The sequence below is a fragment of the Labrys sp. F242 genome, assembly GCF_057813875.1.
The window spans coordinates 270,227-293,412 of record NZ_JBVASG010000003.1 but is presented as its reverse complement, the minus strand read 5'-3'; the positions used below and the strand labels follow the sequence as shown (position 1 = coordinate 293,412).

The window sequence follows — 23,186 nt, the reverse complement described above, 5'->3', positions numbered from 1 at the left end:
CTTGCAATTGGCTTGCAGGCGCTGTCAGACGCTCGCAACGCGCACCTCGCTACAATAGCTCGAAACGATTTTTGGCCACCATCCGAATCGCCGGCCGAAGGATTACGCGTGTGTTGTCTTCTCCTGTACCAGTAAATGCCGCCGGGCCGCTCGCCGTGGTTCGCGGCGAGCAGCGTCCCGACCTTCTCCGCGACGAAACCTTGGCGACGATCTTCAGGGCGTCCGCCGTGGCCTTTCCCGACAAGCAGGCCCTTGGTGCCATCGGCACCGGCGAGCGCCTGACCTATCGCGAGCTCGATGAGCGCTCCGACCGGGTCGCCGCCGCCCTGGTCCGTCGTGGTGTCGGCGCCGGCATGTTCGTCGGCCTCTGGTTCCAGCGCTCGATCGAGCTGCACGTCGCGCTGCTCGGCCTGGTCAAGACCGGCGCCAGCTTCATTCCCTTCGATGCCGACATTCCGCCCGAGCGGGTGACGGCGAGCCTCGCCGATGCCGGCGCGGGCCTCTTGATCTCCCATGCGCCGCAGGCCGAGAAATATGCCGCCGTCGAGGCCGAGACGGTGACGCTCGACGCCCTGCTGGCCGATCCGCGCCGCGATACGCCCGCCAGCCTCGCGCCAGTGCTGACCGACGCCGCCTATGCCATCTACACCTCCGGCACCAGCGGCAAGCCCAAGGGCATCAAGGTCTCCCACCGCAACATCTGCCACTATCTGCGTGCCGGCAATGAACGCCTGCGCATCACGGCCGACGATGTGGTGCTCCAGCAGGCTTCGATCGCCTTCGACCTCTCGCTGGAAGAGATCTTCATCCCCTATATGGTCGGCGCCACGCTGAAGATCGCCAGCGCAGCTGTGCTGCAGGACATCGACTCCCTGCCCCAAATGCTGGAAGCCGAGGGCATCACCGTGATCGACACGGTGCCGACGCTGCTGTCCATGCTGAGCCGGGACGTCGGCGGGCTGAACACCATCATCCTGGGCGGCGAGGCCTGCCCGCCCGCTCTGGTCGCCCGCTTTGCCAAGCCCGGCCGGCGCCTGCTCAACACCTACGGCCCCACCGAGACCACGGTGGTGGCGACCTCGGCCGAGCTCGAGGCCGGCGAAGACATCACGATCGGACGCCCGATCCCCAACTACACCGCCTATGTCGTCGACGACCAGCTCAACCTGCTGGCGCCCGGCGAGGTCGGCGAATTGCTGGTGGGCGGCCCCGGCGTCGCCATGGGCTATCTCAATCTGCCCGAGATGACGGCAGCCAAGTTCATCGCCAACCCCTTCGCCATCGATAGCTCCGATCCCGTGCTCTACCGCACCGGCGACGCGGTGAGCCTCAAGGCGGACGGCCGGATCGTCTTCCAGGGTCGCATCGACAGCCAGGTCAAGATCCGCGGCTATCGCATCGAGCTCGGCGAGATCGAGAGCCTGCTGGCAGCCGATCCTGCCATCCGTACTGCAGTGGTGACGGCCAATCAGAGCGAGGCCGGCGATACGCTGGTGGCCCATCTGGTGCCACAGGGCGAGATCGACCTCGACCGGATCAAACGTGAGCTTGCCGCCAAGATCCCGCGTTACATGTTGCCCTCGGCCTTCCAGCTCCATGACGCTCTGCCGGTGCTGCCGTCGGGCAAGGTCGACCGCAAGGCCCTCTCCGCCCTGCCGGTGCCGGAGCGCCAGGCCACGGCCGGCGAACAGGAGCCCCCGCGCTCCTGGACAGAGGCGCAACTGCTCAAGGCGGCGCAGGAATTGTTGCGCGCACCGGCGATCGATTTCGAGGCTGATTTCTTCACCGAGCTCGGCGGCCATTCGCTGCTGGCAGCGCGCTTCGTCTCCGAGGTCCGCCGCGTGCCGGCTTTGTCGGGTATCGCGATCCGCGACCTCTATACCCATCGCACCCTGCGCAATCTCGCCAGGGCCCTGGACGAGAGTGCCGCTGCAACGGCCTCGGCGCCGCCGCCCGACCGCAGCTTCGAGCCCGTGCCGCTCGCCCGACGCTTCCTGTGCGGCCTGGCCCAGGCCGTCACGCTGCCCTTCATCGTCGCCCTCGTCTCGGTGCAATGGATCGGCCTCCTGCTCGCCAGCATGCTGCTGGTGGGCGACGATGCCTCCATCGTCACCGAGCTAGCCGTGCTGTGCGGGGTCTATATCTGCCTCAACCTCGCCACCAAGCTGCTCGTCGTCGGCCTGAAATGGCTGGTGATCGGCCGCACCAAGCCGGGCGTCTACCCGCTCTGGGGCGCCTATTATTTCCGCATCTGGCTGATGCAGCGCATCGTGCAGCTCACCACGCCGAAATTCCTCAAGGGCTCGCCGCTCATCCGCGTCTATCTGCGCGCCCTCGGCGCACGCATCGGCGATGACGCCATGATCGACGACTTCGAAGAAGGCGCGATCGATCTCATCACCATCGGCGACCGGGCGAGCCTGGGCACCAAGCTCAAGCTTGCCAATGTCGAGGTGATCGGCAACGAGGTCCATGTCGGGCGCATCGAGATCGGTGCCGGCGCACGCATCGGCAATGGCAGCGTCATCGGTGGCGACGTCGTGATCGGCGACGGCGCCGAGATCGGCGACCTCACCGCCCTGCCGCAGGGCACGATGGTGGCACCGGGCAGCCATTGGGAGGGAGCGCCTGCCGCCGAAATCGGTCCTGCCGAGCAGGACGATCCGGCCGACCATCCCCGCCTCGGCCGCTTCGGCCGCTCCGTCCAGGCCGTCGGCTATTTCATCGCCTATAATCTTTGCCTGGTCATCGGCCTGCTGCCGATCTTCCCGGCCTTCTCGCTGTTCTCGGAAGTCGAGGCCCTGTTCGGCGCCAATCCGGACCAGCCCTTGTCCTGGAGCCTGGTGGCCATCGCCGCCTGGCCGGCGGCGCTCGCCTTGATCGTGGTCTCTATGGCGGTAATGGTGGTCCTGCGCTGGCTGCTGCTGCCCAAAGTGCGGGAGGGCTCCTATTCGATCTTCGGTTCGCTCTATTTCCGCAAATGGGTGATCGGCCTCTCGACCGAATCCCTCTTGGAAACGCTCAACTCGCTCTATGCCACCGTGTTCATGCGCAACTGGTACCGCATGATGGGGGCCAAGATCGGCAAGGGCACCGAGATCTCGGCGAGCTTTGCCGGGCGCTACGACCTGATCGAAATGGGCCGCGACAATTTCATCGGCGACGAGACCATCTTCGGCGACGAGGAGGTCCGCAATGGCCGCATGATCCTCAAGCGGCTGAAGACGGGCGACCGCTGCTTCTTCGGCAATTCCTCGGTGGTATCTCAGGGCTCTGTGGTGGCTGACGATGCCCTGATCGGCATCAAGTCGCGCCTGCCCGATTCTCTCAATGTCGGCGCCGGCCAGACCTGGCTGGGCAGCCCGCCCATCGCCATGCCGACCCGCCAGAGGGTGACGGCCGCCGCCGGCACGACCTATGCGCCGCCCTTGCGCATGCGCCTGCTGCGTGTGGTGTTCGAGACGCTGCACACTTCGCTGCCGACGGCCGTGCTGATCGCCGCAGCCTATATCACCGCCGACATCCTCGCCTCCGTGCTGGCCGAAGGGGCCTGGCTCGAGGCGACCGGCATCTTCCTCGTGGCGGGCCTGGCGATCTCCGGCCTGATGTACCTGGCCGCCGTCGCGGTGAAATGGCTGCTGATCGGCACCTACAAGCCGATGATGCGTCCGATGTGGTCCTGGTGGGCCATGCGCACGGAAGGCGTTGCGGTGATCTATGGCGGCCTCGCCAGCAAGATGCTGCTCGACTACCTCCGGGGTACGCCCTTCCTGCCCTGGCTGCTGCGCCCCTTCGGTGCCAAGATCGGCAAGGGCACCTGGATCAACACCACCGACATCTGCGAGTTCGACTGCACCGAGATCGGCGATTACGCCGTGCTCAACATGGGCGCCTGCCCGCAGACCCACCTCTATGAGGACCGGGTGATGAAGGTGGGTCGTATCCGCATCGGCCATGGCGCCACGATCGGCACCGGAGCGACCGTGCTCTACGATACCGAGATCGGCCCCTTTGCCCAGGTGGAATTGCTGACTTTGATCATGAAGGGCGAGGCGCTCCCCGCCTCGACGGTATGGACCGGCATACCGGCCCAGGCCCAGATCGCGGCCCCGGCAAGCGCCGAGGCCCATGAACCGGCCCTGATCCCCGTCCTCGCCGAGGCGGCGGAGTAACCCGCGCAGCCTCCATCGGACAAGGGCCGGTGGAGGCATCCGGCTCTTTGCGCGAAGAAGCATACCCGGTACCTCGATGACCGCGATATGCGATTGGCGAGCCTCTCGCGGTGCGGTGACGCGTAGCCATAATCCGACTCCAATCCCGCCCTAATTCCCTCCCAAAGCCGGGCAAACTGGCCGCGTCGCACCCCAAGGTGCGACGACACATAGTTTTTATGGACCCCGGCTAGGTTGCCGCTCGTCGCAGGGCGTGTTCCTGCGGATGCGCCAAGGACCGGGATTGCGTCGCGATCAAAATATGAAGAGCGTGGCCCGGCCCCACCATTTCCTCGTCGTGGCAGGTCTCCTGGCCAGTCTCCTGGCCGGTCTGGCCCTCGCCATGTCCGCCCTGATCCCGGCAAGGCAGCCGCCTGGGCGCCGCCTTACCCTGCATCATGAAAAGCTCGGCCCCGTCGATGTGCTCGCTCCGTCCGGAGAACCTGATGCCTTCATCGTGCTGCTGTCGGACAGCCAGGGCCTCACAGCCGCGCTGCAGGGAGCCGCGGAGCGTCTGGTGAAGCGAGGCGCGGCCGTTGCCCTGCTCTCCAGCCCCCATCTCCTGGCCGCGCTCGACGCCGGTACCCAGACCGGCTGCCACTATGCCCTGGGACTGTTCGAGGAGTTCTCGCAGACCGCGCAGCGGGACCTCGGCGTCGCGACCTATAAGCGCCCGGTGATCGTCGGCAGCGGCCTTGGCGGGACGCTGGCCTTCGTCTCGGACATGCAGGCGCCGGCGAACACGATCGCGGGGGCGGTCAGCCTCGGCTTCGATCCCACCCTCAGACCGCGGCTGCCCTTCTGCGGCGCCGATTCGATCCGCACCGCCGACGGCGCCGTCACCTATCACCTGCCTGCCAGGCTGCCCGCGCATTGGATCGCCATCCCCGACGGCGCCGGGGCTGGCGCTCTCACCGCGTTGGCGCGGACGGGATCGGTCGGCGAGATCAGGCCCATCGGCACGGACCGTCTCGAGGCGGTTGCGGACGCGGCCCTCGAGCTTGCGCGTCTGGATGCCGGCAGCGGCGTGCAGGACATGCCCGTGGAGGAAATTCCCGCCAGGGAGGCCGACACGCTGGTGGTGTTCTATTCGGGCGATGGCGGCTGGCGCGACATCGACAAGCGCATCTCGGATTATCTCAGCCGCAACGGTGTCGCCGTGGTCGGTGTCGATTCCCTGCGCTATTTCTGGCGCCGCAAATCGCCCGCCCAGATCGGAACCGACCTCGACCACCTGATCGATCGCTACAAGAGGCGCTGGAACGTCAGGCATGTCGCGCTGGTCGGCTATTCCATGGGTGCCGGTGTCCTGCCCTTCGCCTGGAGCAACCTGCAGCACAGCACGCATGAGACCATCAAGCTGGTCGCCCTGCTCAGTCTCGACCCCAGGGCAAGCTTCGAGATCTCGGTCTCCGGCTATCTCGGCATGAACAATGACAGCGATGTCGGCATCGAGCCGGCGGTGAAGACGATGCCGCTCGATCGCGTCATGTGCTTCTACGGTACAGAGGAGCGCGATCCCGGCCAGAGCGGTTGCCTGGGCCCGGCCATGACGGGGGCCACCCTGGTCGAACGGCCGGGCGGCCACCATTTCGACGGCAATTACGAGCCGATCGCCAGGATGATCCTCGGGCGGCTGAAATCGGCGCCGCACAATTTCTGATCGCCGGTCGTCAGCATAGTACCCGGCTTCTTGCACTCCCTCTCCCATCGCGGCCTCCGGCAGTGCGAATGGCTTGCCAAGCGCCCTGGGATGGCCTAGCCGGGGGCTTTCTCGCCTTCCGGACCGCTAGAGCAAAGCGCGTTTTGTTAAAAACACCCTTTTACTCTGACTCTTTGGTTCAACGCGCCTTTGCGATTTGAAATGATTCCGACAAATCGCAAAACGCTATGAGCGTGCCGGCTGCAGGCCTTTCGGAAGGAAGACGTTCGCTCGTGGAAATGACCTGGACTCTCATCGCCATATTGGGCGCCGTCGGCCTGGTGGCCGGCTTCGTCGATGCCCTTGCCGGCGGGGGCGGCCTGCTGACCATTCCGGCGCTGCTGCTCTCCGGGCTCGATCCGGTGGCGGCCCTGGCCACCAACAAGCTGCAATCGAGCTTCGGCTCGGGCTCTGCGGTGATCGCCTTTGCCCGGCGCGGCCATGTCGACTTTCACCAGACGCGCTGGATGGTGGTGACGACCCTGATCGGCGCCTGCCTCGGCGTGGCGGCCGTGAGTGTCGCACCCCTGTCGCTGCTGTCGGCGGCGCTGCCGGTGCTGCTGATCGCCATGGCGCTCTATTTTGCGTTCTCTTCCCGCTTCTCGCCCAAGGCCGGCATCGAGGACGGCAAGGCCCGCATGACGCCGGCCCTGTTCACCGTCACCATGGCGCCACTGATCGGCTTCTATGATGGCCTGTTCGGGCCTGGCACGGGGTCCTTCTTCATGCTCGCCTTCGTGGCGCTGTGCGGCTATGGCGTCATCCATGCCACCGCCAACACCAAGCTCCTTAACTTCACCTCCAACTTCGCCTCCCTGATCCTGTTCATCCTTGCAGGCAAGATCGTCTGGGTAGCGGGCCTGGTCATGGGGGTGGGGCAGTTCGTGGGCGCCCAGGCCGGCTCCTACATGGCGGTGCGCCAAGGCGCACGCCTCATCCGGCCTCTTCTGGTGCTGGTGTGCTGCTCGGTGGCCGTCAAACTGCTGCTCGACCCGACCAATCCCTTGCATCAGGCCGTTATTTCGCTGTTCCAGTGAAGTCCGTCGTTGACGGCGAAGTCATTGGCATGTAAAGAGCCGCCTTCCAATAGCGAGCGCTCGTAGCGCCCGCAACTTATCAATTTCAGGCAACGCACGGCCTTTCGGCGATTCTTAGGGATCGTTATGGATGCGGCCGGCTGAACAGGCAGGGACCATGGCCAATACGAAGTCGGCCAAGAAGGCTACGCGCAAGATCGAAGTGCGCACCGCAGTGAACAAGGCGCGCCGCTCGCGTATGCGCACCTTCATCCGCAATGTCGAGGAAGCCGTCGCTGCCGGTGACCAGACCAAGGCTGCCGCTGCACTCAAGAGCGCCGAGCCGGAGATCATGCGCGCTGCCCAGAAGGGCGTGCTGCCGGCCAACACGGCGTCGCGCAAGGTGTCGCGTCTGGCCCATGCGGTGAAGAAGCTCAGCGCCTGAGCCGAACAGCAGGACATCGAATAAAGACAGGTGATCGAACCACTTTATTTGCTTTCCCTTAGGTGACGAAACCCGGCCCTCGAAGCCGGGTTTTTGTTGTTTGGCGTCCCCCGGCCGAAGGGAGGGAAGGCGCCTGGGCCTACGGCCCCTCCGATGTCGCGCGCCATCGTTCCGGCCCCGTCCCTTGCCGCGCCGGCGTTCCAGCCGTCCGCGTCGACGGTGCCTGGGAAACATTTGTTCCGGGTTGAGCCTTGGCAGAAAGCGCGACCCACGATTGTCATCGTCTCGTAACAATATTTCCCGATTGAGGTATTATAATACTAATGATGATGGACTGGGCAATCTTTCCCCTTGACTCAAGGTTTGGCCAGGATGGCCATCCACCCTCCCTGGTCGGTCAAAATTTTCTCATATATTTCATGGCTTTATGGGATAAGAGAAAAGTAGGCCTGCAGCCATCCCGGCGCGTGCCGGGCAAATTACGAAGCCTCGCAATCTTTACGCATCCGAAATGAATATTTTTGAGTCATTTTGCCGCCTCCATGATTCCATCGACTCCTCAACACCTTGCGACTTTGGCGGCGAAGGCACCTGCTGTCCGAATCGGGAACATTGAGGGGCCATTAACGAATCATTGAGATTTGCCTGTTGCACCCGACTGGGCCGGTTCGGTATGTTTTTTCTCGGAACGGGTCATGTGTAGGTTCCTTCCCGATATTGCGAGCGGACGTCCGTCCATTCCGGGGCATCGGTGGGGTATGCTTTGATGACTACGTATAGTTTTGAAAACAGTAAGGTAATGCCACTAGCATTCGATTGCTGCTTTCGAGGCCAATAATGAGATGGACCTTCTGGTGGAGTGTCCCGTGCCGGCGTTACACGGCATGCTTTGTACAATTACGAACGAAGTCTGAAGAAGACGGAATTGGGGTGTCATGTCGTCGGGGTGGTTGAATGACTATGCGGGAGACGTTTCTGCGCAAGAAGCCTATGAGCTTCTTGGCCAGCAGCCTAAGGCACAGCTTGTGGATGTCCGTACCCGGGCCGAATGGTCGTTCGTTGGCGTTCCCGACCTCTCCGTGTTCGGCAAGGAACCCGTCCTGGCCGAATGGCAGCGCTACCCCAGCATGGAAGTCGCTTCCGATTTCGTTTCCCAGCTCGAGCGCGAACTCGAGCGCCGCGGCGTCGGCCAGGACCAGCCCGTCCTGTTCCTCTGCCGTTCGGGCGCCCGTTCGCTCGCGGCCGCCCAAGCCATGTTAGCCGCAGGCTGGAAGGGTGCCCGCAATATCGCGGCGGGCTTTGAAGGCCCGATGGATGCCTCGCGGCATCGTGGTATTGTCGAGGGCTGGAAAGCCTCCGGTTTGCCCTGGATCCAGTCCTAAAAAAGCCAATTCGCGCTCTGCTGCCGCCGGTCCTGGACCGGAGAAGGCCGGAGCTGTTTTTGAACTCATTTTGTCAGACGATAGCCCCATGACCTCGAGCGAACGCCTGTCAGCTGTTGCCAGCCAATCCGCGAAAACCCTTTCCGGCCTGGATGCTGTCTCCTCTGCTGTCGACACCGTCATCCAGCCGGCAGCCGCCTGGGATCGCGTCAAGCGCCGCCTGCGCGCCGAATATGGCGAGGACGTGTTTTCAAGCTGGTTCGCCCGCCTGGAACTCGACGCCGTCGTCGATGACACCGTGAGTCTGTCCGTGCCGACGCGCTTCCTGCGCAGCTGGATTCAGGCTCATTACATCGACAAGATCCTCGGCCTGCTATCGGCCGAACTGCCCGGCACCGCCCATATCGCCCTCAATGTCCGCACGGCGGTGGCCCGCCCGCCGGCAACACGCGACGCCGCGCCCTGCGCCAAGCCCACCGGCGAAGCAACGGCCGCCAAGTCGGCCGTCCCCTTCCTGCGGGCCGTGGAAACGCCGGTGCGCGAAGACGATCTTTCCGGCTCTCCCCTCGACCGCCGCATGTCGTTCGAAGCCTATTTCATCGGCCGTTCGAATTCGCTTGCCCATGCCGCCGCCCTGCAGGTCGCCAAGGCCGGCGCCCATGATCCGCTGCCCTATAATCCGCTGTTCATCCATGCCTCGGTAGGCCTGGGTAAATCGCATCTGATTCAGGCCATCGCGCATCAGTCCGAGGCCCTGGGCAAGCGTGCCCTCTATCTGACCGCCGAGCGCTTCATGTATGGCTTCGTCGCCGCCCTGAAGGCGCAGACGGCGATCCAGTTCAAGGAAAAGTTGCGCGCCATCGACCTGCTCGTCATCGACGACCTGCAATTCCTGGCCGGCAAGTCGATCCAGCAGGAGTTCTGCCATACGCTCAACGCCCTGATCGACGGTGGCAAGCAGGTCGTGGTGGCGGCGGACCGGCCGCCGGCTGATCTGGAGACCCTGGACGAGCGCGTGCGCTCGCGCCTGTCGGGCGGCCTGGTCGTGGAGATCGGCTCGCTCGACGAGGAACTGCGCATCAAGATCCTCAAGGCTCGCATCGAGGCGGCCCGCGCCCATCACGCCAATTTCGACGTGCCCGACAATGTCGTGGCCTATGTCGCCCATCAGGTCACGACCAATGGTCGCGACCTCGACGGCGCCGTCAACCGCCTGCTCGCCCATTCGGCCCTGTCCGGCTCGGGCATGTCGCTGGAGACGGCCGAGGCCGCCATCCGCGACCTCGTCAAGAACCGGGAGCCGCGTCGCGTCAAGATCGAGGACATCCAGCGCATCGTCGCCAAGCATTACAATGTCAGCCGCGCCGACATCCTGTCGCTGCGCCGCACCGCCACGGTGGTGAAGCCGCGCCAGGTCGCGATGTATCTCGCCAAGTCGCTGACGCCGCGTTCCCTGCCCGAAATCGGCCGCCGCTTCGGTGGGCGCGACCACACCACGGTGCTGCATGCCGTGCGCAAAATCGAGGGCCTGGTCGGCAAGGACACCGGCCTGGCGGAGGAAGTGGACCTGCTGCGCCGGCTGCTGTCGGAATAACCCCGGCACGGCCGCTAGGCCCAATGCGGTTCACTCAGGGTGGAAACGCTCCGATTTGTCATAGCCGGGCTTGATCCGGCTATCTGGAACCGACGCGAAGGGGCTGGATTGCCGGGTCAGGCCCGGCAATGACAAGGGTTGTGCAAACTCGAAGACACTTCAGTGAGTTGCATTACCACTAGGCCATATCCCGGCCCGGCCAGCGCTTTGGGATAATGACAAATCAAGCGGCTTGTGGTCCTAAGGATGACCCTTCCCGCATGAGATTGTCGCCATGCTCTATCTCGGTCTCGATATCGGAACTTCGGCCGTCAAGGCCGTCATCGTCGACGAACGCGAGACCGTGCTGGCCGAGAGCGAGCAGCCTCTCTCGCTGTCCCGGCCCGGGCCGGGACTCAGCGAGCAGAATGCCGATGACTGGATCGCGGCGATCGAAGCCGTCTTGGCGCGCTGGCGGGCCGAGCAGCCAGCCTTGCTGGCCGGCGTGGCAGGCATCGGGCTATCGGGCCAGATGCACGGCTCGGTCTGCCTCGATGCCGAGGACAGGCCGCTCGGCCCGGTGATGCTGTGGAACGATGGTCGCGCCGCAGCCGAGGCAGCCGAGCTCAACCGTGAGCATCCCGAACTCGCCTGGCAGCTCGGCGTGCCGGCCGCTCCCGGCTTTACCGCCCCCAAATTGCTGTGGCTCGCCCGCCATCAGCCGGCGCTGCGCGCCCGCCTGAAGCGGGTGCTGTTGCCCAAGGACTTCGTGCGCCTGTGGCTGACCGGCGAGCATGTCAGCGAAATGTCGGACGCCGCGGGAAGCTGGTGGCTCGATCAGGCCAGGCGTGATTGGTCCGATGCGGCCCTGGCGGCGACCGGCGTCGAACGCAGCCAGGTGCCGCGCCTGATCGAAGGCACCGAAATCTCCGGGCAACTACGCCCGGCGCTCGCCGCCCGTCTCGGCTTCAAGCCCAGCATTCCAGTGGCCGGCGGCGCGGGCGATGCCATGGCGGGAGCCATCGGCATCGGCACCATTGCCGATGGCGCTTTCCTCTCCATCGGCACTTCCGGCCAGTTCTTCGTGCCAGGCACCGACTATCGACCGCTGCCGGACAAGTTCCTGCATACGTTCTGCCATGCCGTGCCGGGCCATTGGGTGCAGATGGCCGCTTTGCTCAACGGCGCCTCCTGTCTCGCCTGGGCCGCGGGGCTGGTGGGCGAACCGATCGAGAAGCTGCTGGCCGATGTCGCCGCCCAGCCTTCCGGTCCGGGCAGCGTGTTGTTCCTGCCCTATCTGGCGGGCGAGCGCACCCCGCATAACGACGCCGAGGCGACCGGCCTGTTCACGGGCATGACCGGCGCGACCGGCAAGGCCGACCTCATTCGCGCCGTGCTGGAGGGCGTCGCCTATTCCTTCGCCGATGCGGCGGCCTGCCTGGCCGAAGCCGGCACCGAGTTGAGCGAGGCGGCCGTGATCGGTGGCGGCGCCCGCAGCGCCTTGTGGGTGCAGATTCTCGCCGACGTGCTCGGCCTCAGGCTGAAGCGCTATCGCGGCGGCGAAAAGGGACCGGCCTTCGGCGCCGCCCGCCTGGCGCGCGCTGCCGCCAGCGGCGAGCCGATCACCGCAATCGCCACCAAGCCGCCGGTCCTGGACATCGCCGAGCCGCGCGCCGAGCTGACGCAGGTCTATGCCGAAAAGGTCGCGGCCTTCCGCCGTCTCTATCAGGCAACCAAGGCGGCACGCTAGAGCGCAAATCGGGCAAATACGCGCGATAGCCTCCTGGTGCCGATATCGGTCTCCTCGTCCGTCAGGCCCGAGAACCCCAGCAACAGCTTGGGTTCGGTCGTGGCCGAGATGCACATCGGCGACACCGGTAGAACGACGACGCCTTCCTCGAGCGCGGCCTGCGCCACGGTGCGGTCATCAGACCAGGTTCCCGTGCTGCGCACGGTGAAGTGAATGCCCTGCTCGGGCACGGGCGCGATCAAATGCTCCGACAGCCGCTCGTTCAGCAAACGGGCAAGAAAGTCGCGCGAGGCGCGATAGCGCTCCCGCAAGCGCCGCAAATGGGCCGGGAAATAGCCTTCGTTCAGGAAATCGGCCACGACACGCTGATGAAGCGGCGCCGGGAAGCGATCGATGATAGGCCGCGCTGCCCTGAAGGCCGCGACGAGATCACCGGGAACGATGAGATAGCCCACGCGGATCCCGGGCAGCAGCGCTTTGCTGAAGGTTCCCAGATAGATGACGCGATCGGTCGCATCGAGGCCCTGGAGCGAAGTGATCGGCCTGCCGTCATAGCGGAACTCGCTGTCGTAATCGTCCTCGATGATCCAGCACCCCCGCTCCTGCGCAAAGGACAGCAGCTGCAGCCTGCGCGCCAGCGGCAGGGCCGAGCCGGAAGGATATTGATGCGAGGGCGTCACATAAACAGCCGCCGGCGCGGGACCGTCATAGCTCCCGAGCGCCTGGGTGATCAAACCGTCCCGATCAACGGGAATGCCGGCCAACCGGGCGCCATTGAAGGCAAAGGCCTGCCGCGCGGGCGGGTAGCAGGGATCTTCGACCAACACCGTCTCCCCCGGCGAGGCCAGCAGGCGAGCGGCCAGATCGAGGGCCTGCTGCGTACCCGAGGTAATGAAGATCTGTCCCGGTTCGCATCGCACGCCGCGTGAGGCGATGAGATGGGCGGCGATCGCTTCCCGCAGCGTTTGCTCGCCTTGCGGGTCGCGATAACCGTCATGCGTGTAGTCGAGATGACGAAGCGTGAGCCGTTTCAACAAGCTGGCTGTCTTGATGTCATGAATCACGCGGCCGGTCGTGAAGGGTGCCTGCAGGGGGAGGGCCGTCCCGATGCGCATGGCCAATCGCGCCGCCGTCGAAATGGCTCGGCTGTCGTTTCCCTGGGCCGCCTTGCGTCCGTCGCTCGCACCGGTCGGGATGGGCGGCAAGCCGCTCGCGACATAGGTCCCGGATCCGTGCAGCCCGACGGCATATCCCTCCGCAATCAGCATGTCGTAGGATTCGGCAATCAGGCCGCGCGAGAGTGACCACTCGCGTGACGCCGTGCGTGTCGATGGCAGACGGTGTCCCGGCTGAAGCCGGCCCGCAATGATGCCGTTGCGCAATTGCAGATAGAGCTGGCGCACGGCCGGCACCGGCGACGGCGTCTCGATCGCGGGAAGAAAACCTGCCGCCGCGCTCTCCCGGCGCAGCGATCGAGCTTGGCTGTTACGCGCTGAAGTGGCTCGCATCCGCACCTCGAAGTGGCCCTGGATTGGAGCTTCAGTTTGCCGTTTTATCGATCCACTTTCAACGGTGATGCAGATGCGCCAATCCTCCGCTCCTTTTCTCTTTGCCGGTACCATGCTGGCCGCCGCCGGCTACGGTGCTACCTTCCTGCTTGCCTCTTATTACCGGGCACAGGGCGGCGGCGACATCGAAACCGGCCTGACCCTAGGGGCAGCCATGGTCGGCACCTTTGTTGGCGTTCCGCTTGTCGGCTGGCTGTCCGGCCGCTTCGACGCCGCCCGCATGGGCGTGATCGCCTGTTGTGCCGTCGCTTCCGGCTTTCTGCTGCTGGCCTCTACAACGAATGCCGGTTTCAAACTTGGCATGGCTTCGGGATTTCTCATCGGGCTGGGCTGGGGCATGTTCTACATCTCGGCGCCCATGGCCCTCTCAGAGCGCATCACCGACGCCGACCGAGCCTTCTGGTTCACGCGCTTCGGCGCCTTCCAGATGGTAGGCATCGGCGGCGGGCCCTTCCTTCTCAATCTCGCCGTCCATCAGGCCGGCCTTTCCATCGAGACGGCGTTCCTGCTGGTCGGCCTGGCCTGCCTGGCGGCATCGGCGCTGCTTTGGATTTTCGGCAGCCTCGCTCCCGGCGGGCCACGCATCCAGGCCCTGCGCCCTTGGCTCACCGACATCGTCGTCATCGGCCGGAGCTCTTCGATACGTCCGATCATCATGGTGGCGCTCGGCGCTTGCGTCTTCTCCGGCATCTTGACCTTCCAGTCCACGCTGGTTGAGGGCACCACGGCGAGCGCGGCCACCTTCTTCGCCGTTTACGCCCTCACGGTCGTCGCCGCACGGCTGCTGCTCGCCCGCACCTTGGCGAAGCTGCCGCAGGCCGCGCTTGCAACCGGCCTGCTTGCCGCCATGGCACTGGGGGTCGTGGCGATGTGGTGCGTCGCCCTCCATCCCGCATTTCAGATCCTCGCCGCAATCCTGACGGGTATCGGCTATGGTCTGGTCTATTCGGTCATCCAGACCTGGGCAGTCAACGATACGCCGCAAGGCCTGCGCCACGCGGCGCTTACCTGGTTCGTCCTCAGCTATTTCATCGGCGTCTTCGGCTTTCCCGTCATCGGTGGCTGGGTGCTGGTCAATTTCGGCAAGAGCACCTTTCTGGTCATCCTGCTGGTCGCTGCGCTCGCCGAACTGCTGATCGCGGTCAATATCGGCTTCGCCCGCAGGCGTTCTGCAGCCCTCGTCGTCCCCGGCGCAGGCCGGACTTCCGGGTCCTGACAGCCTTATCGCCATCTGGACAAGGCCACCTTGCACGACGGCCCCCTCTTCTCGCCGCTTCCCCGGTGGCAGAACGCCTCGGAAGCGTGATTTCCGCAACTACGCCCGCTTCACCCGAAGCGGGCTCTTTCTTTCCAGCACCTTCAGGTACAGGCGCGGCTGCCTAGCCAACCATGCCTCCGCTCGAGGCCCGGATGACGAGCTCCGTGCCGAAGACGATGCGCGAGGGCTCGACCACTTCGCGCTTGAGCAACCGGATCAGCATGCGCGCCGCCGCCTCCCCCTGCTCGATCGCCGGGTTGCGGATGGTGGTGAGGGCAGGCCTGGTATAGGCCGCGATCGGCAGGTCGTCGAAACCGATGACGGCAATGTCTTCGGGCACCCGCAGGCCGGCCGCTTCGATCGCGGCCATTATGCCGAGCGCGATCGTATCGTTGCCGGCGAGTACGGCAGTGGGCCGTCGATGGGCTCGTGCCAGGAGTGCCTGCATGGCGGTGAAGCCGCTTTCGGCGCTGTGATGAGCAAAGCCGACCAGATCCGGATCAGGCTGAATGCCATGGCTGACGAGGCTGTCCTGATAGGCAGCCAGGCGCCGGTCCGTGGCGATGTTGCCCATCGCCGAGAAGCCGATATGGCCAATGCGCCGGTGCCCGAGCCCGACGAGATGATCAACGGCGCTCTGGATCGCCCGGCGGTTGGAGAAGTTCACCGCATGCTCGCGCGGGTGGCCGACGGAGCCGAGCAGCACCAGGGGATAGCCATCCTCGATCAGGCCGTGCAGGGCCTGATCGTTGCTGGCGGGGTTGAGCACGATCATGCCGTCGATGCGGCGGCTGCGCACCAGATCGGTGTAGACATTGGGCGCGCCACCTTTTTCGACGACCTCCAGCAACACGCCGTAGCCGTGATCGCGATTGACGCGGGTAATGCCATAGAGGAGTTGGGGCACGAAGCCGTCGACATTGAGGAGCGCCGGATCGGTAGCGACCAGGCCGATGGTCTCGGTATCGCCGCGCACCAGCATGCGGGCGGCCGAATTCGGCCGATAGCCCAGTTCCGCGGCGGCTTGCAGGACGCGTTCGCGCGTCTGGGTGCTGATCGAAACGGCAGTGGAGCCGTTCAGAACCATGGAAACGGTGGCACGGGACACGCCTGCGCGTTCCGCGACGTCATGGCTCGTCACCTTCATCCGCTCCATCCATCCTCCCAGAGCATCTTGCGATTTCGTTCAATCCCTTCAAATCACAAAACGCATCGAACCAAAGAACGAGAGCAAAGAAGCGTTCAATCATGAACGCACCTCGCTCTGGCCCTGGAACGAGCAACAGCCGGCCGCTCATGCCCGAGCAGCGAACCCTGCATCGCCGAGCCGGTGACGGACTGTCAAGCCGCCTCAGACCTGTCTTGACACGATTTCGATCCTCTGCATTAATCATACTAACACGTGTTAGTAAACAAATAACACGTGTCACTTAACAAACCAAACAATCGACCGGCCTGGGGAGGCAACACCTTTGGTATCGATCGGCGAGTCTGGATCACTGGCCAGGAGACGTCCCGCCTGGAGCGCAAAAAGCCAGCGCTGGCGCGAGAATCTGACGGGCTGGCTCTTCATCGCTCCCGCCCTCATCGGCTTCACGGTGTTCTACCTGCTGCCGACGCTGCGGGCGATCGAGATCAGCCTGACCGACTGGAACCTGATGCGGGCCCCGAAATTCGTCGGGCTCGACAATTATGTCCGGCTGATGGGCGATCCCCGCTTCTGGCAGTCGATCAAGATCACCTGCCTCTATGTCCTCTACAACATTCCGGTTCAGACCGTGCTCGGCCTGGCTCTGGCCGTGCTGATGGACAGGCTGTCGAAATCCGTGGCGTTGCGGGCTGTGGTGGTGGCGCCCTATCTCCTCTCCAACGTGGTCGCCGCCCTGATCTTCCTGTGGCTGCTCGATCCGATCCTCGGCATCACCAACGCCTTTCTCGGCCTGATCGGCATACCCCGGCAGCCTTTCCTGACCACGCCCGAGCTGTCGCTGGTCTCGGTGGCGGCGATCAATGTCTGGCGCCACACCGGCATGACCGCGATCCTGTTCTATGCCGGGCTGCAGGCCATTCCGCGCTCGCTCTACGAGGCAGCCAGGATCGACGGCGCCAGCGAATGGCACATGTTCCGGCATATCACCCTGCCGCTGCTGCGCCCTGTCCTGGTCTTCATCGTGGTCACCAGCGTGATCGGCTCGTTCCAGGTTTTCGACACCATCGCCGTGGCCACGAGGGGCGGGCCGGTCAATTCGACCAGCACCATCATCTGGTACATCTATGAGAGCGCCTTCCGCTTCTCCAAGATGGGCTATGCCTCGGCCATGTCCGTGCTGCTCTTCCTGGTGCTCATCGGCGTCACCCTCATCCAGATGCGGGTGATGCGCGCCGGCAGTTCGGATCTGGAGTAGGCGCCATGGCCATCGTCGCCCCACGCCGGAACCTCGGACGCGCCTTTGCCTGGCTGGTGCTCTGGCTCTTCGTCATCGGCTCGCTCTTCCCGCTCTGGATCGCCCTCAAGACGGCCTTCACGCCGTTGCCGAACCTCTATGACAGCGCCGGTTCGCTGCTGCCCGACAGCGTCACGACCACCAACTTCACCCGCATCTTCGGCCTCAGCCCGGAACAGGGAGGCTTCGTCGCCCGGATCAGTTTCGGGCCTGCCCTTGTGAACAGCCTCGTCTTCACGGCGATCTGCGTCGCCGGCCAGATCTTGTTTTCCTCGCTGGCGGCCTATGCCTTCGCCAGGCTGCGCTTCTTCGGGCGGGACGTGATCTTCTACCTCTTCATCTCCGCCACCATGGTGCCGGCGATCGTACTGTTCATCCCGAATTTCGTGCTGATCAAGGAACTCGGCTGGCTGAACACCATGACCGGGATGGTGGCGCCCTTCGTCTTGATGACACCCTTCGCCGTGTTCTTCCTGCGCCAGTTCTTCCTGTCGACGCCATCGGAACTGGAGGACGCCGCCCGTCTCGACGGCGCCTCGCCGCTTCGCATCTTCTGGAGCGTGGTGCTGCCTGTTCATCGCGGCGCCATCGCCACGCTCGCCATCCTGCTCGCCATCAACAGCTGGAACGAGTTTCTCTGGCCCTATCTGATCGGGCGCGATGAAAGCTCGCGCGTGCTGTCGGTCGCCCTCACCAATTTCCTGCAGCAGCAGCCGAACGGCAATCCGGACTGGACCGGCCTGATGGCCGCGACTTTCCTGTCGATCCTGCCGGTCATCGCGCTGCTCGTCATTCTCGGCCGACGGGTGGTCGAGTCCCTGCAATTCAGCGGCCTGAAATAACCTGAAACAATCAAGCCAAACACATCCGGGAGGAAGCCTTGAAGACCATCTCGAAAGCTCTCGCGTCACGACTGCGTTCTTGGTGCCATGCGCACAGCCGGCCCGGCGACCGTCCGAAGACTCCCAGGCGCGGGTCTCGCCGCCTGCAACTCGGCCTCGGCGCGCTTCTGCTGGCGGGAAGTGCCGTCCCGGCCCGGGCCGCAACCGAGATCAGCTATTGGCTGTGGGACAACAACCAGCTTGCGCCCTACCAGGCCTGCGCGGACGCCTTCCAGAAAGAGCACCCCGATATCAAGGTGAAGCTCACCCAGCTCGCCTGGAACGACTATTGGACGACGCTCTCAACCGGCTTCGTCTCCGGCACGGCGCCGGATGTCTTCACCAACCATCTCAGCCGCTATCCCGAATTCGTCGCCAACAGCCAGGTGATGGAGATCACCGACTTCATCAAGCGCGACAAGGTCCCGACCGACATCTACTACAAGGGCCTGCTCGACCTGTGGTCGAAGGAGGGCCACATCTATGGCCTGCCCAAGGACTGGGACACGGTCGCCGTCGTCTACAACAAGGATATGCTCGACAAGGCCGGTGTCAGCGTCGAGGAGCTTAACGAGGCTACCTGGAATCCGAAGGACGGCGGCAGCTTCGAAAAGATCCTGGCCCGGCTCTCCGTCGATGCCGGCGGCAATGACGGCCTCTCGGCCAAGTTCGACCCGAAATCCGTCAAGCAATATGGCATCGTCTTTCCCGAGATCGACGGCTATGGCCAGTCGGCCTGGGCGCATTTCGCCGCTTCCAACGGCTTCAAATTCGTCGACGGCCTATGGGCCACGTCCTACCATTACGATGCGCCGGAACTGGCTGCCTCCATCAGCTGGCAGCGCGATCTCGGCCTGAAGAAGGGCTTCGCCATCCCGCAAAAGGATGTCGGCAACAATGCCTCGGCCCTGTTCGTCGCCGGCAAGGCCGCGCTCGCGCCGCAGGGCTCCTGGATGATCAGCTTCTTCGGCAGCAATGCCAAGTTCAAGCTCGGCTATGCCCTGCTGCCCAAGGGGCCCATGGGCCGCAAGACCATGTTCAACGGTCTGGCCGACGGCATCTGGACCGGCACCAAGCATCCCGAGGAAAGCTGGCAATGGGTGAAGTTCCTGGCCTCGCCCGGCTGCGCCCGCATCGTCGGCGCCTCCGGCGTGGTTTTCCCGGCGATCGAGGAAGCGGCCAAGCTGTCCCAGCAGGCTTCCACCGCCAAGGGCTGGGACGTCTCCGCCTTCCTCAAGGAAGCCACTCCCGACCAGACCTTCTATTTTCCGATCACCGACCATTCCTCCGAAATCAATTCGCTCATGAAGGCCGCCTTCGAGCAGATCTTCCTCAACGAAGTCGATGCGGCGAAGGTCCTCAAGGAAGCCAATGATGCCGTGAACGCCCTGTTCTGACCACCCTCCTCCCCATTGTCGGCGGCGGTCACCGTCGCAGACCTTTTCTTCTCGATCAGGAGCTCCTGATGCCCTCCCCCAAGATCACCTTCATCGGTGCCGGCAGCACCGTTTTCGCCAAGAACCTGATGGGTGACATCCTCTCCTTCCCGGAACTCGCCGGGGCGCATATCTGCCTCTATGACATCGATGCCGAGCGTCTGGCCGTCTCCGAGCGCGTCGGCCGGCGCATCGTCGAGACCCTCAAGGTCCCCGCCCGCATCGAGGCCACCACCGACCGCTCGCGGGCCCTCGACGGGGCCGACTATGCCATCACCATGATCCAGGTTGCCGGCTACAAGCCCGGCACGGTGACCGACTTCGCGGTGCCCAAGAAATACGGCCTGCGCCAGACCATCGCCGACACGCTCGGCATCGGCGGCATCATGCGGGCCCTGCGCACCATTCCGGTGCTGCTCGACTATGCCCGCGACATGGAAAGGCTGTGCCCGAACGTCTTCCATCTGCAATATGCCAATCCGATGGCGATGAACGTCATGGCCCTGAACCGGTCGAGCAAGATCCGCAGCGTCGGGCTCTGCCACAGCGTGCAGGGCACGGCAGCCGAGATCGCCGAGGATATCGGCGTGCCACTCGAGGAGATCAACTACACCTGCGCCGGCATCAACCACATGGCGTTCTATCTGAAGTTCGAGCGTAATGGCGAGGATCTCTATCCGCTGATCCGCAAGGTGGTCGAGGAAGGGCGCGTGCCCGAATGGAACCGGGTGCGCTACGACATGTTCCTGCGGCTCGGCTATTTCGTCACCGAATCCAGCGAGCATTTTTGCGAATATGTGCCCTGGTACATCAAGACGGGGCAGGAAAAGCTGGTCGAGCGCTACAACATCCCGCTCGACGAATACATCACCCGCTCGGAGAACCAGATCCAGAAATGGAGCGAGCTCTCCAGGCAATTGCAGGACGCCTCCGTCCCGCTCGAGGTCGATCGCAGCGTCGAATATGGCTCGACCATCATCCATGCCATGGAGACGGGCAGGCCCGCCGTGGTCTATGGCAATGTCGAAAATCGCGGCCTGATCACCAATCTGCCGGCCGATTGCGCGGTGGAAGTACCCTGCCTGGTCGACAGGAACGGGTTGCAGCCCGTTCGCATCGGCAAGCTGCCGCCCCAGCTCGCCGCGCTGATGCAGACCAACATCAACGTCCAGAACCTCACGGTCGAGGCGCTGCTGACCGGCAATCGCGACCATGTCTACCATGCCGCAATGCTCGACCCGCACACGGCCGCCGAGCTCAACCTCGACGAGATCTGGGCTCTGGTCGACGAACTCATGGCAGCCCATGGCGACTGGATCCCGCAAAATCTGCGCGAGACGACCGCCCACACTGCTTCGCAGTTGCGGGTGGCGTGAGCAGGTGGGAGCGGCCACAGGGGGCGGATGTGGCATCCTCGAATGGCCGTCTCGGAAAGCACTGCACCGCCCCTCGCCCCTCGCACCTGCAGCGCGAGTGCGAACCTCTCCCAGCAACGACGCTGGGGCATATGCACGTCGCTGCCAAGCCGACTGGAGCGCGCTAATCCCTCCCCGGTTTCGGGGAGGTGGGCGAGCGAAGCGAGGTCGGGTGGGGGAGAGTGACACAAATCCAACCACCATCGGCGCGGCAGCGCCACCCTCCCCCATCCGTCGCTGCTGCACAGCGACACCTTCCCCGAAGTCGGGGAAGGATTCCCGCGCTTTATCTGGAGAGCATGAGATGTGTAGGTCCGCACTCGCTCTGCAAGAGCGAGGGGGCGGGCTACGCGACCGTGAGGCAATCTTCAGCAATGCCATTGAAGCTGCTAGACTCCATCATGCGCGCCGCGCCGCGCCGGCGCTGAGATCGGCCCAGTCGAACTCCTCCTCCAGCACATAATAGGCATCGTCGCCGATCGCCCCCTCGCGGCGCAGTTCGCCCGCCTTGAGCCGGGCGGCGGCGATCGCCCGCCGCCTGAGCGGATTGCCGGGCAGATCACCGATCTCGCCCTGCAACGGACTGGTCTCGCTCAGCTCCACCACCGCGCCATACTCCTTGCACAGCAGCCGGGCATGCTTGGATTCGTCGTCCTTGATCGCCTCGATGGCGGCGCGATAGGCCTCGGTGCGAGCCCATTTCACCTCCTGGCCGACGGGATCGCCGTCGCGCAGCTTCATCCAGCGGATCAGCGGCTTGAGCGTGAGGCCCTGCAGGACGAGCGTGCCGAACACCACACAGAAGGCGGTGAACAGGATGAGGTCGCGATAGGGAAACGGCGTGCCGTCGGCCAGATGCTCCGGCAGGGCGAAGGCGGCGGCGAGGGTGACGATGCCACGCATGCCGGCCCAGGAGATGACGATGCCGCCCCGCGCCGTCGGCCGTGCCATCGGCCGGGGTGGATGGAAGCCCCAGCGGGAAATTTTGAAGCGGATCGCGGTGTTGTAGGTCATCACCCACAGGAAGCGCACCACGATGACCGTGACCAGCACCGCCAGGGCCACGGCGCAATATTGGAAGCGCAGCCCCATGTCGAGCCGCTCCCAGATCGGGCGCAGTTGCAGGCCGATCAGCACGAAGGCGAAGGCGTTCAGCATGAACACCACCGTCTCCCATACCGCATAGACGGGTACGCGTAGGCGCGCCGGCATGGGTGCGTCACGCCGGCGGGCGATGGTCATGGCATAGCAGACGATGGTGAGGATGCCTGATAGCCCCACTGCCTCCGCCAGGATCCAGACCCCGAAGGTCGTGGCAAACTGCACGATGACGGCGGTCGGCGCATCGTCGAAGCGCCCGATCACATAGGGAAAGGCCAGCCCTAAGGCGATGCCCGCCGCGACCGAACCGAACACCGTGATGAAGAAGGCCGGGCCGAGGCTGCCGAGAGTGATGCCACCCGAAACCATGGCAATCACGGCGAGACGGTAGATCAAGAGGGCGCTGGCATCGTTGAGCAGGCTCTCGCCCTCGAGGATCTTGGTCAGGCGATGCGGCAGCTTGACCTGCCGGACGATCGCCGTGGCGGCGGCCGCATCCGGCGGCGCTACGATGGCACCGAGCGCGATCGCCGCGGCCCAGGGCATACCCGGCACCAGCCAGCGCGCGATCAGGGCGACGGCGACGGTGGTGACACCCACGGCGACGATCACCAGGTTGGCGACCGGGACCCAATTGTCGCGCAGATCCCGCAGCGAGGTGTCATAGGCGGCATCCAGCAGCACCGGCGCCACGAACAGGGTCAGCGCAAGATGCGGATCCAGCGTCCATTCCGGACTGTTGGGCACGAAGGCGAGGCAGGCTCCCCCGATGGCGAGGAAGGTCGGATAGGGCGCACCGAGGCGCCGGGCGAGGGTCGACAGCAGGGCGGCGCCCAGCAACAGCAGAATGATCCACTCGAAGGTTTCCATCGCCACCTCGACATCGTCTCCTGGTTGCATCCGGCAGTTTGCGCATAGCGTCAAGAGGTGGGCCTGCATCCGCCTGTGGCTGGGCGAAAGTTCCGCTCCAATCGGACCAGTCCATCGCTTTTCTTGTCACGGAT

At 64.5% G+C, this 23,186-nt stretch carries 15 protein-coding genes; 12 read left to right on the top strand and 3 right to left on the bottom strand.

Annotated elements, in window-relative coordinates; all coding sequences use genetic code 11:
- Positions 1–110 precede the first annotated feature (110 nt).
- The 7 genes from ACZYTC_RS21030 to xylB all read left to right on the top strand — a co-directional run bounded on the left by ACZYTC_RS21030 (position 111) and on the right by xylB (position 12,079).
- Positions 111–4,172 carry a Pls/PosA family non-ribosomal peptide synthetase gene (locus ACZYTC_RS21030; protein WP_488990458.1) on the top strand — a complete coding sequence of 1,354 codons (4,062 nt, stop codon included), beginning with the start codon at positions 111–113 and terminating at the stop codon, positions 4,170–4,172.
- Between the two features lie 301 nt (positions 4,173–4,473).
- A complete protein-coding gene (locus tag ACZYTC_RS21025; RefSeq protein WP_441770985.1) occupies positions 4,474–5,874 on the top strand; it encodes a virulence factor family protein in 1,401 nt (466 codons plus the stop codon).
- A gap of 278 nt (positions 5,875–6,152) precedes the next feature.
- Positions 6,153–6,950, top strand: coding sequence for a TSUP family transporter (locus ACZYTC_RS21020; protein WP_441771187.1), 798 nt, complete (start codon positions 6,153–6,155; stop codon positions 6,948–6,950).
- A gap of 157 nt (positions 6,951–7,107) precedes the next feature.
- Positions 7,108–7,374, top strand: coding sequence for a 30S ribosomal protein S20 (gene rpsT / locus ACZYTC_RS21015; protein WP_149253229.1), 267 nt, complete (start codon positions 7,108–7,110; stop codon positions 7,372–7,374).
- A 935-nt stretch (positions 7,375–8,309) separates the two neighbouring features.
- Positions 8,310–8,756, top strand: a complete 447-nt coding sequence (locus ACZYTC_RS21010) for a rhodanese-like domain-containing protein (RefSeq protein WP_434958572.1) — start codon at positions 8,310–8,312, stop codon at positions 8,754–8,756.
- Between the two features lie 88 nt (positions 8,757–8,844).
- On the top strand, positions 8,845–10,350 hold the full coding sequence (dnaA, locus tag ACZYTC_RS21005) for a chromosomal replication initiator protein DnaA (protein ID WP_434958573.1): 1,506 nt from the start codon (positions 8,845–8,847) through the stop codon (positions 10,348–10,350).
- Positions 10,351–10,624: 274 nt separating this feature from the next.
- Positions 10,625–12,079, top strand: coding sequence for a xylulokinase (xylB, locus tag ACZYTC_RS21000; protein ID WP_441770984.1), 1,455 nt, complete (start codon positions 10,625–10,627; stop codon positions 12,077–12,079).
- On the opposite strand, the gene pdxR is transcribed toward xylB, so the two are convergent.
- A complete protein-coding gene (pdxR, locus tag ACZYTC_RS20995) occupies positions 12,076–13,587 on the bottom strand; it encodes a MocR-like pyridoxine biosynthesis transcription factor PdxR (RefSeq protein WP_441770983.1) in 1,512 nt (503 codons plus the stop codon). The genes xylB and pdxR overlap by 4 nt on opposite strands.
- A gap of 73 nt (positions 13,588–13,660) precedes the next feature.
- Here pdxR and ACZYTC_RS20990 point away from each other — a divergent pair, with 73 nt between their 5' ends.
- The gene (locus tag ACZYTC_RS20990) at positions 13,661–14,863 is read left to right on the top strand and encodes an MFS transporter (protein ID WP_441770982.1); all 1,203 of its coding nucleotides are present in this window, start codon (positions 13,661–13,663) and stop codon (positions 14,861–14,863) included.
- A gap of 163 nt (positions 14,864–15,026) precedes the next feature.
- Here the strand turns inward: ACZYTC_RS20990 and ACZYTC_RS20985 are convergent, their stop codons facing one another.
- Entirely contained in the window at positions 15,027–16,052 is a 1,026-nt protein-coding gene (locus ACZYTC_RS20985) for a LacI family DNA-binding transcriptional regulator (protein ID WP_441770981.1), read from the bottom strand.
- A 325-nt stretch (positions 16,053–16,377) separates the two neighbouring features.
- Here ACZYTC_RS20985 and ACZYTC_RS20980 point away from each other — a divergent pair, with 325 nt between their 5' ends.
- The 4 genes from ACZYTC_RS20980 to ACZYTC_RS20965 all read left to right on the top strand — a co-directional run bounded on the left by ACZYTC_RS20980 (position 16,378) and on the right by ACZYTC_RS20965 (position 21,042).
- The gene (locus tag ACZYTC_RS20980) at positions 16,378–17,310 is read left to right on the top strand and encodes a carbohydrate ABC transporter permease (protein WP_441770980.1); all 933 of its coding nucleotides are present in this window, start codon (positions 16,378–16,380) and stop codon (positions 17,308–17,310) included.
- Positions 17,311–17,315: 5 nt separating this feature from the next.
- The gene (locus tag ACZYTC_RS20975; RefSeq protein WP_434958579.1) at positions 17,316–18,191 is read left to right on the top strand and encodes a carbohydrate ABC transporter permease; all 876 of its coding nucleotides are present in this window, start codon (positions 17,316–17,318) and stop codon (positions 18,189–18,191) included.
- A 38-nt stretch (positions 18,192–18,229) separates the two neighbouring features.
- On the top strand, positions 18,230–19,627 hold the full coding sequence (locus ACZYTC_RS20970; protein WP_488990457.1) for an ABC transporter substrate-binding protein: 1,398 nt from the start codon (positions 18,230–18,232) through the stop codon (positions 19,625–19,627).
- A gap of 68 nt (positions 19,628–19,695) precedes the next feature.
- Positions 19,696–21,042, top strand: a complete 1,347-nt coding sequence (locus ACZYTC_RS20965; RefSeq protein WP_434958581.1) for an alpha-glucosidase/alpha-galactosidase — start codon at positions 19,696–19,698, stop codon at positions 21,040–21,042.
- A gap of 438 nt (positions 21,043–21,480) precedes the next feature.
- Here the strand turns inward: ACZYTC_RS20965 and ACZYTC_RS20960 are convergent, their stop codons facing one another.
- Positions 21,481–23,052, bottom strand: coding sequence for a Na+/H+ antiporter (locus ACZYTC_RS20960; protein ID WP_488990649.1), 1,572 nt, complete (start codon positions 23,050–23,052; stop codon positions 21,481–21,483).
- Between the last annotated feature and the right edge of the window lie 134 nt (positions 23,053–23,186).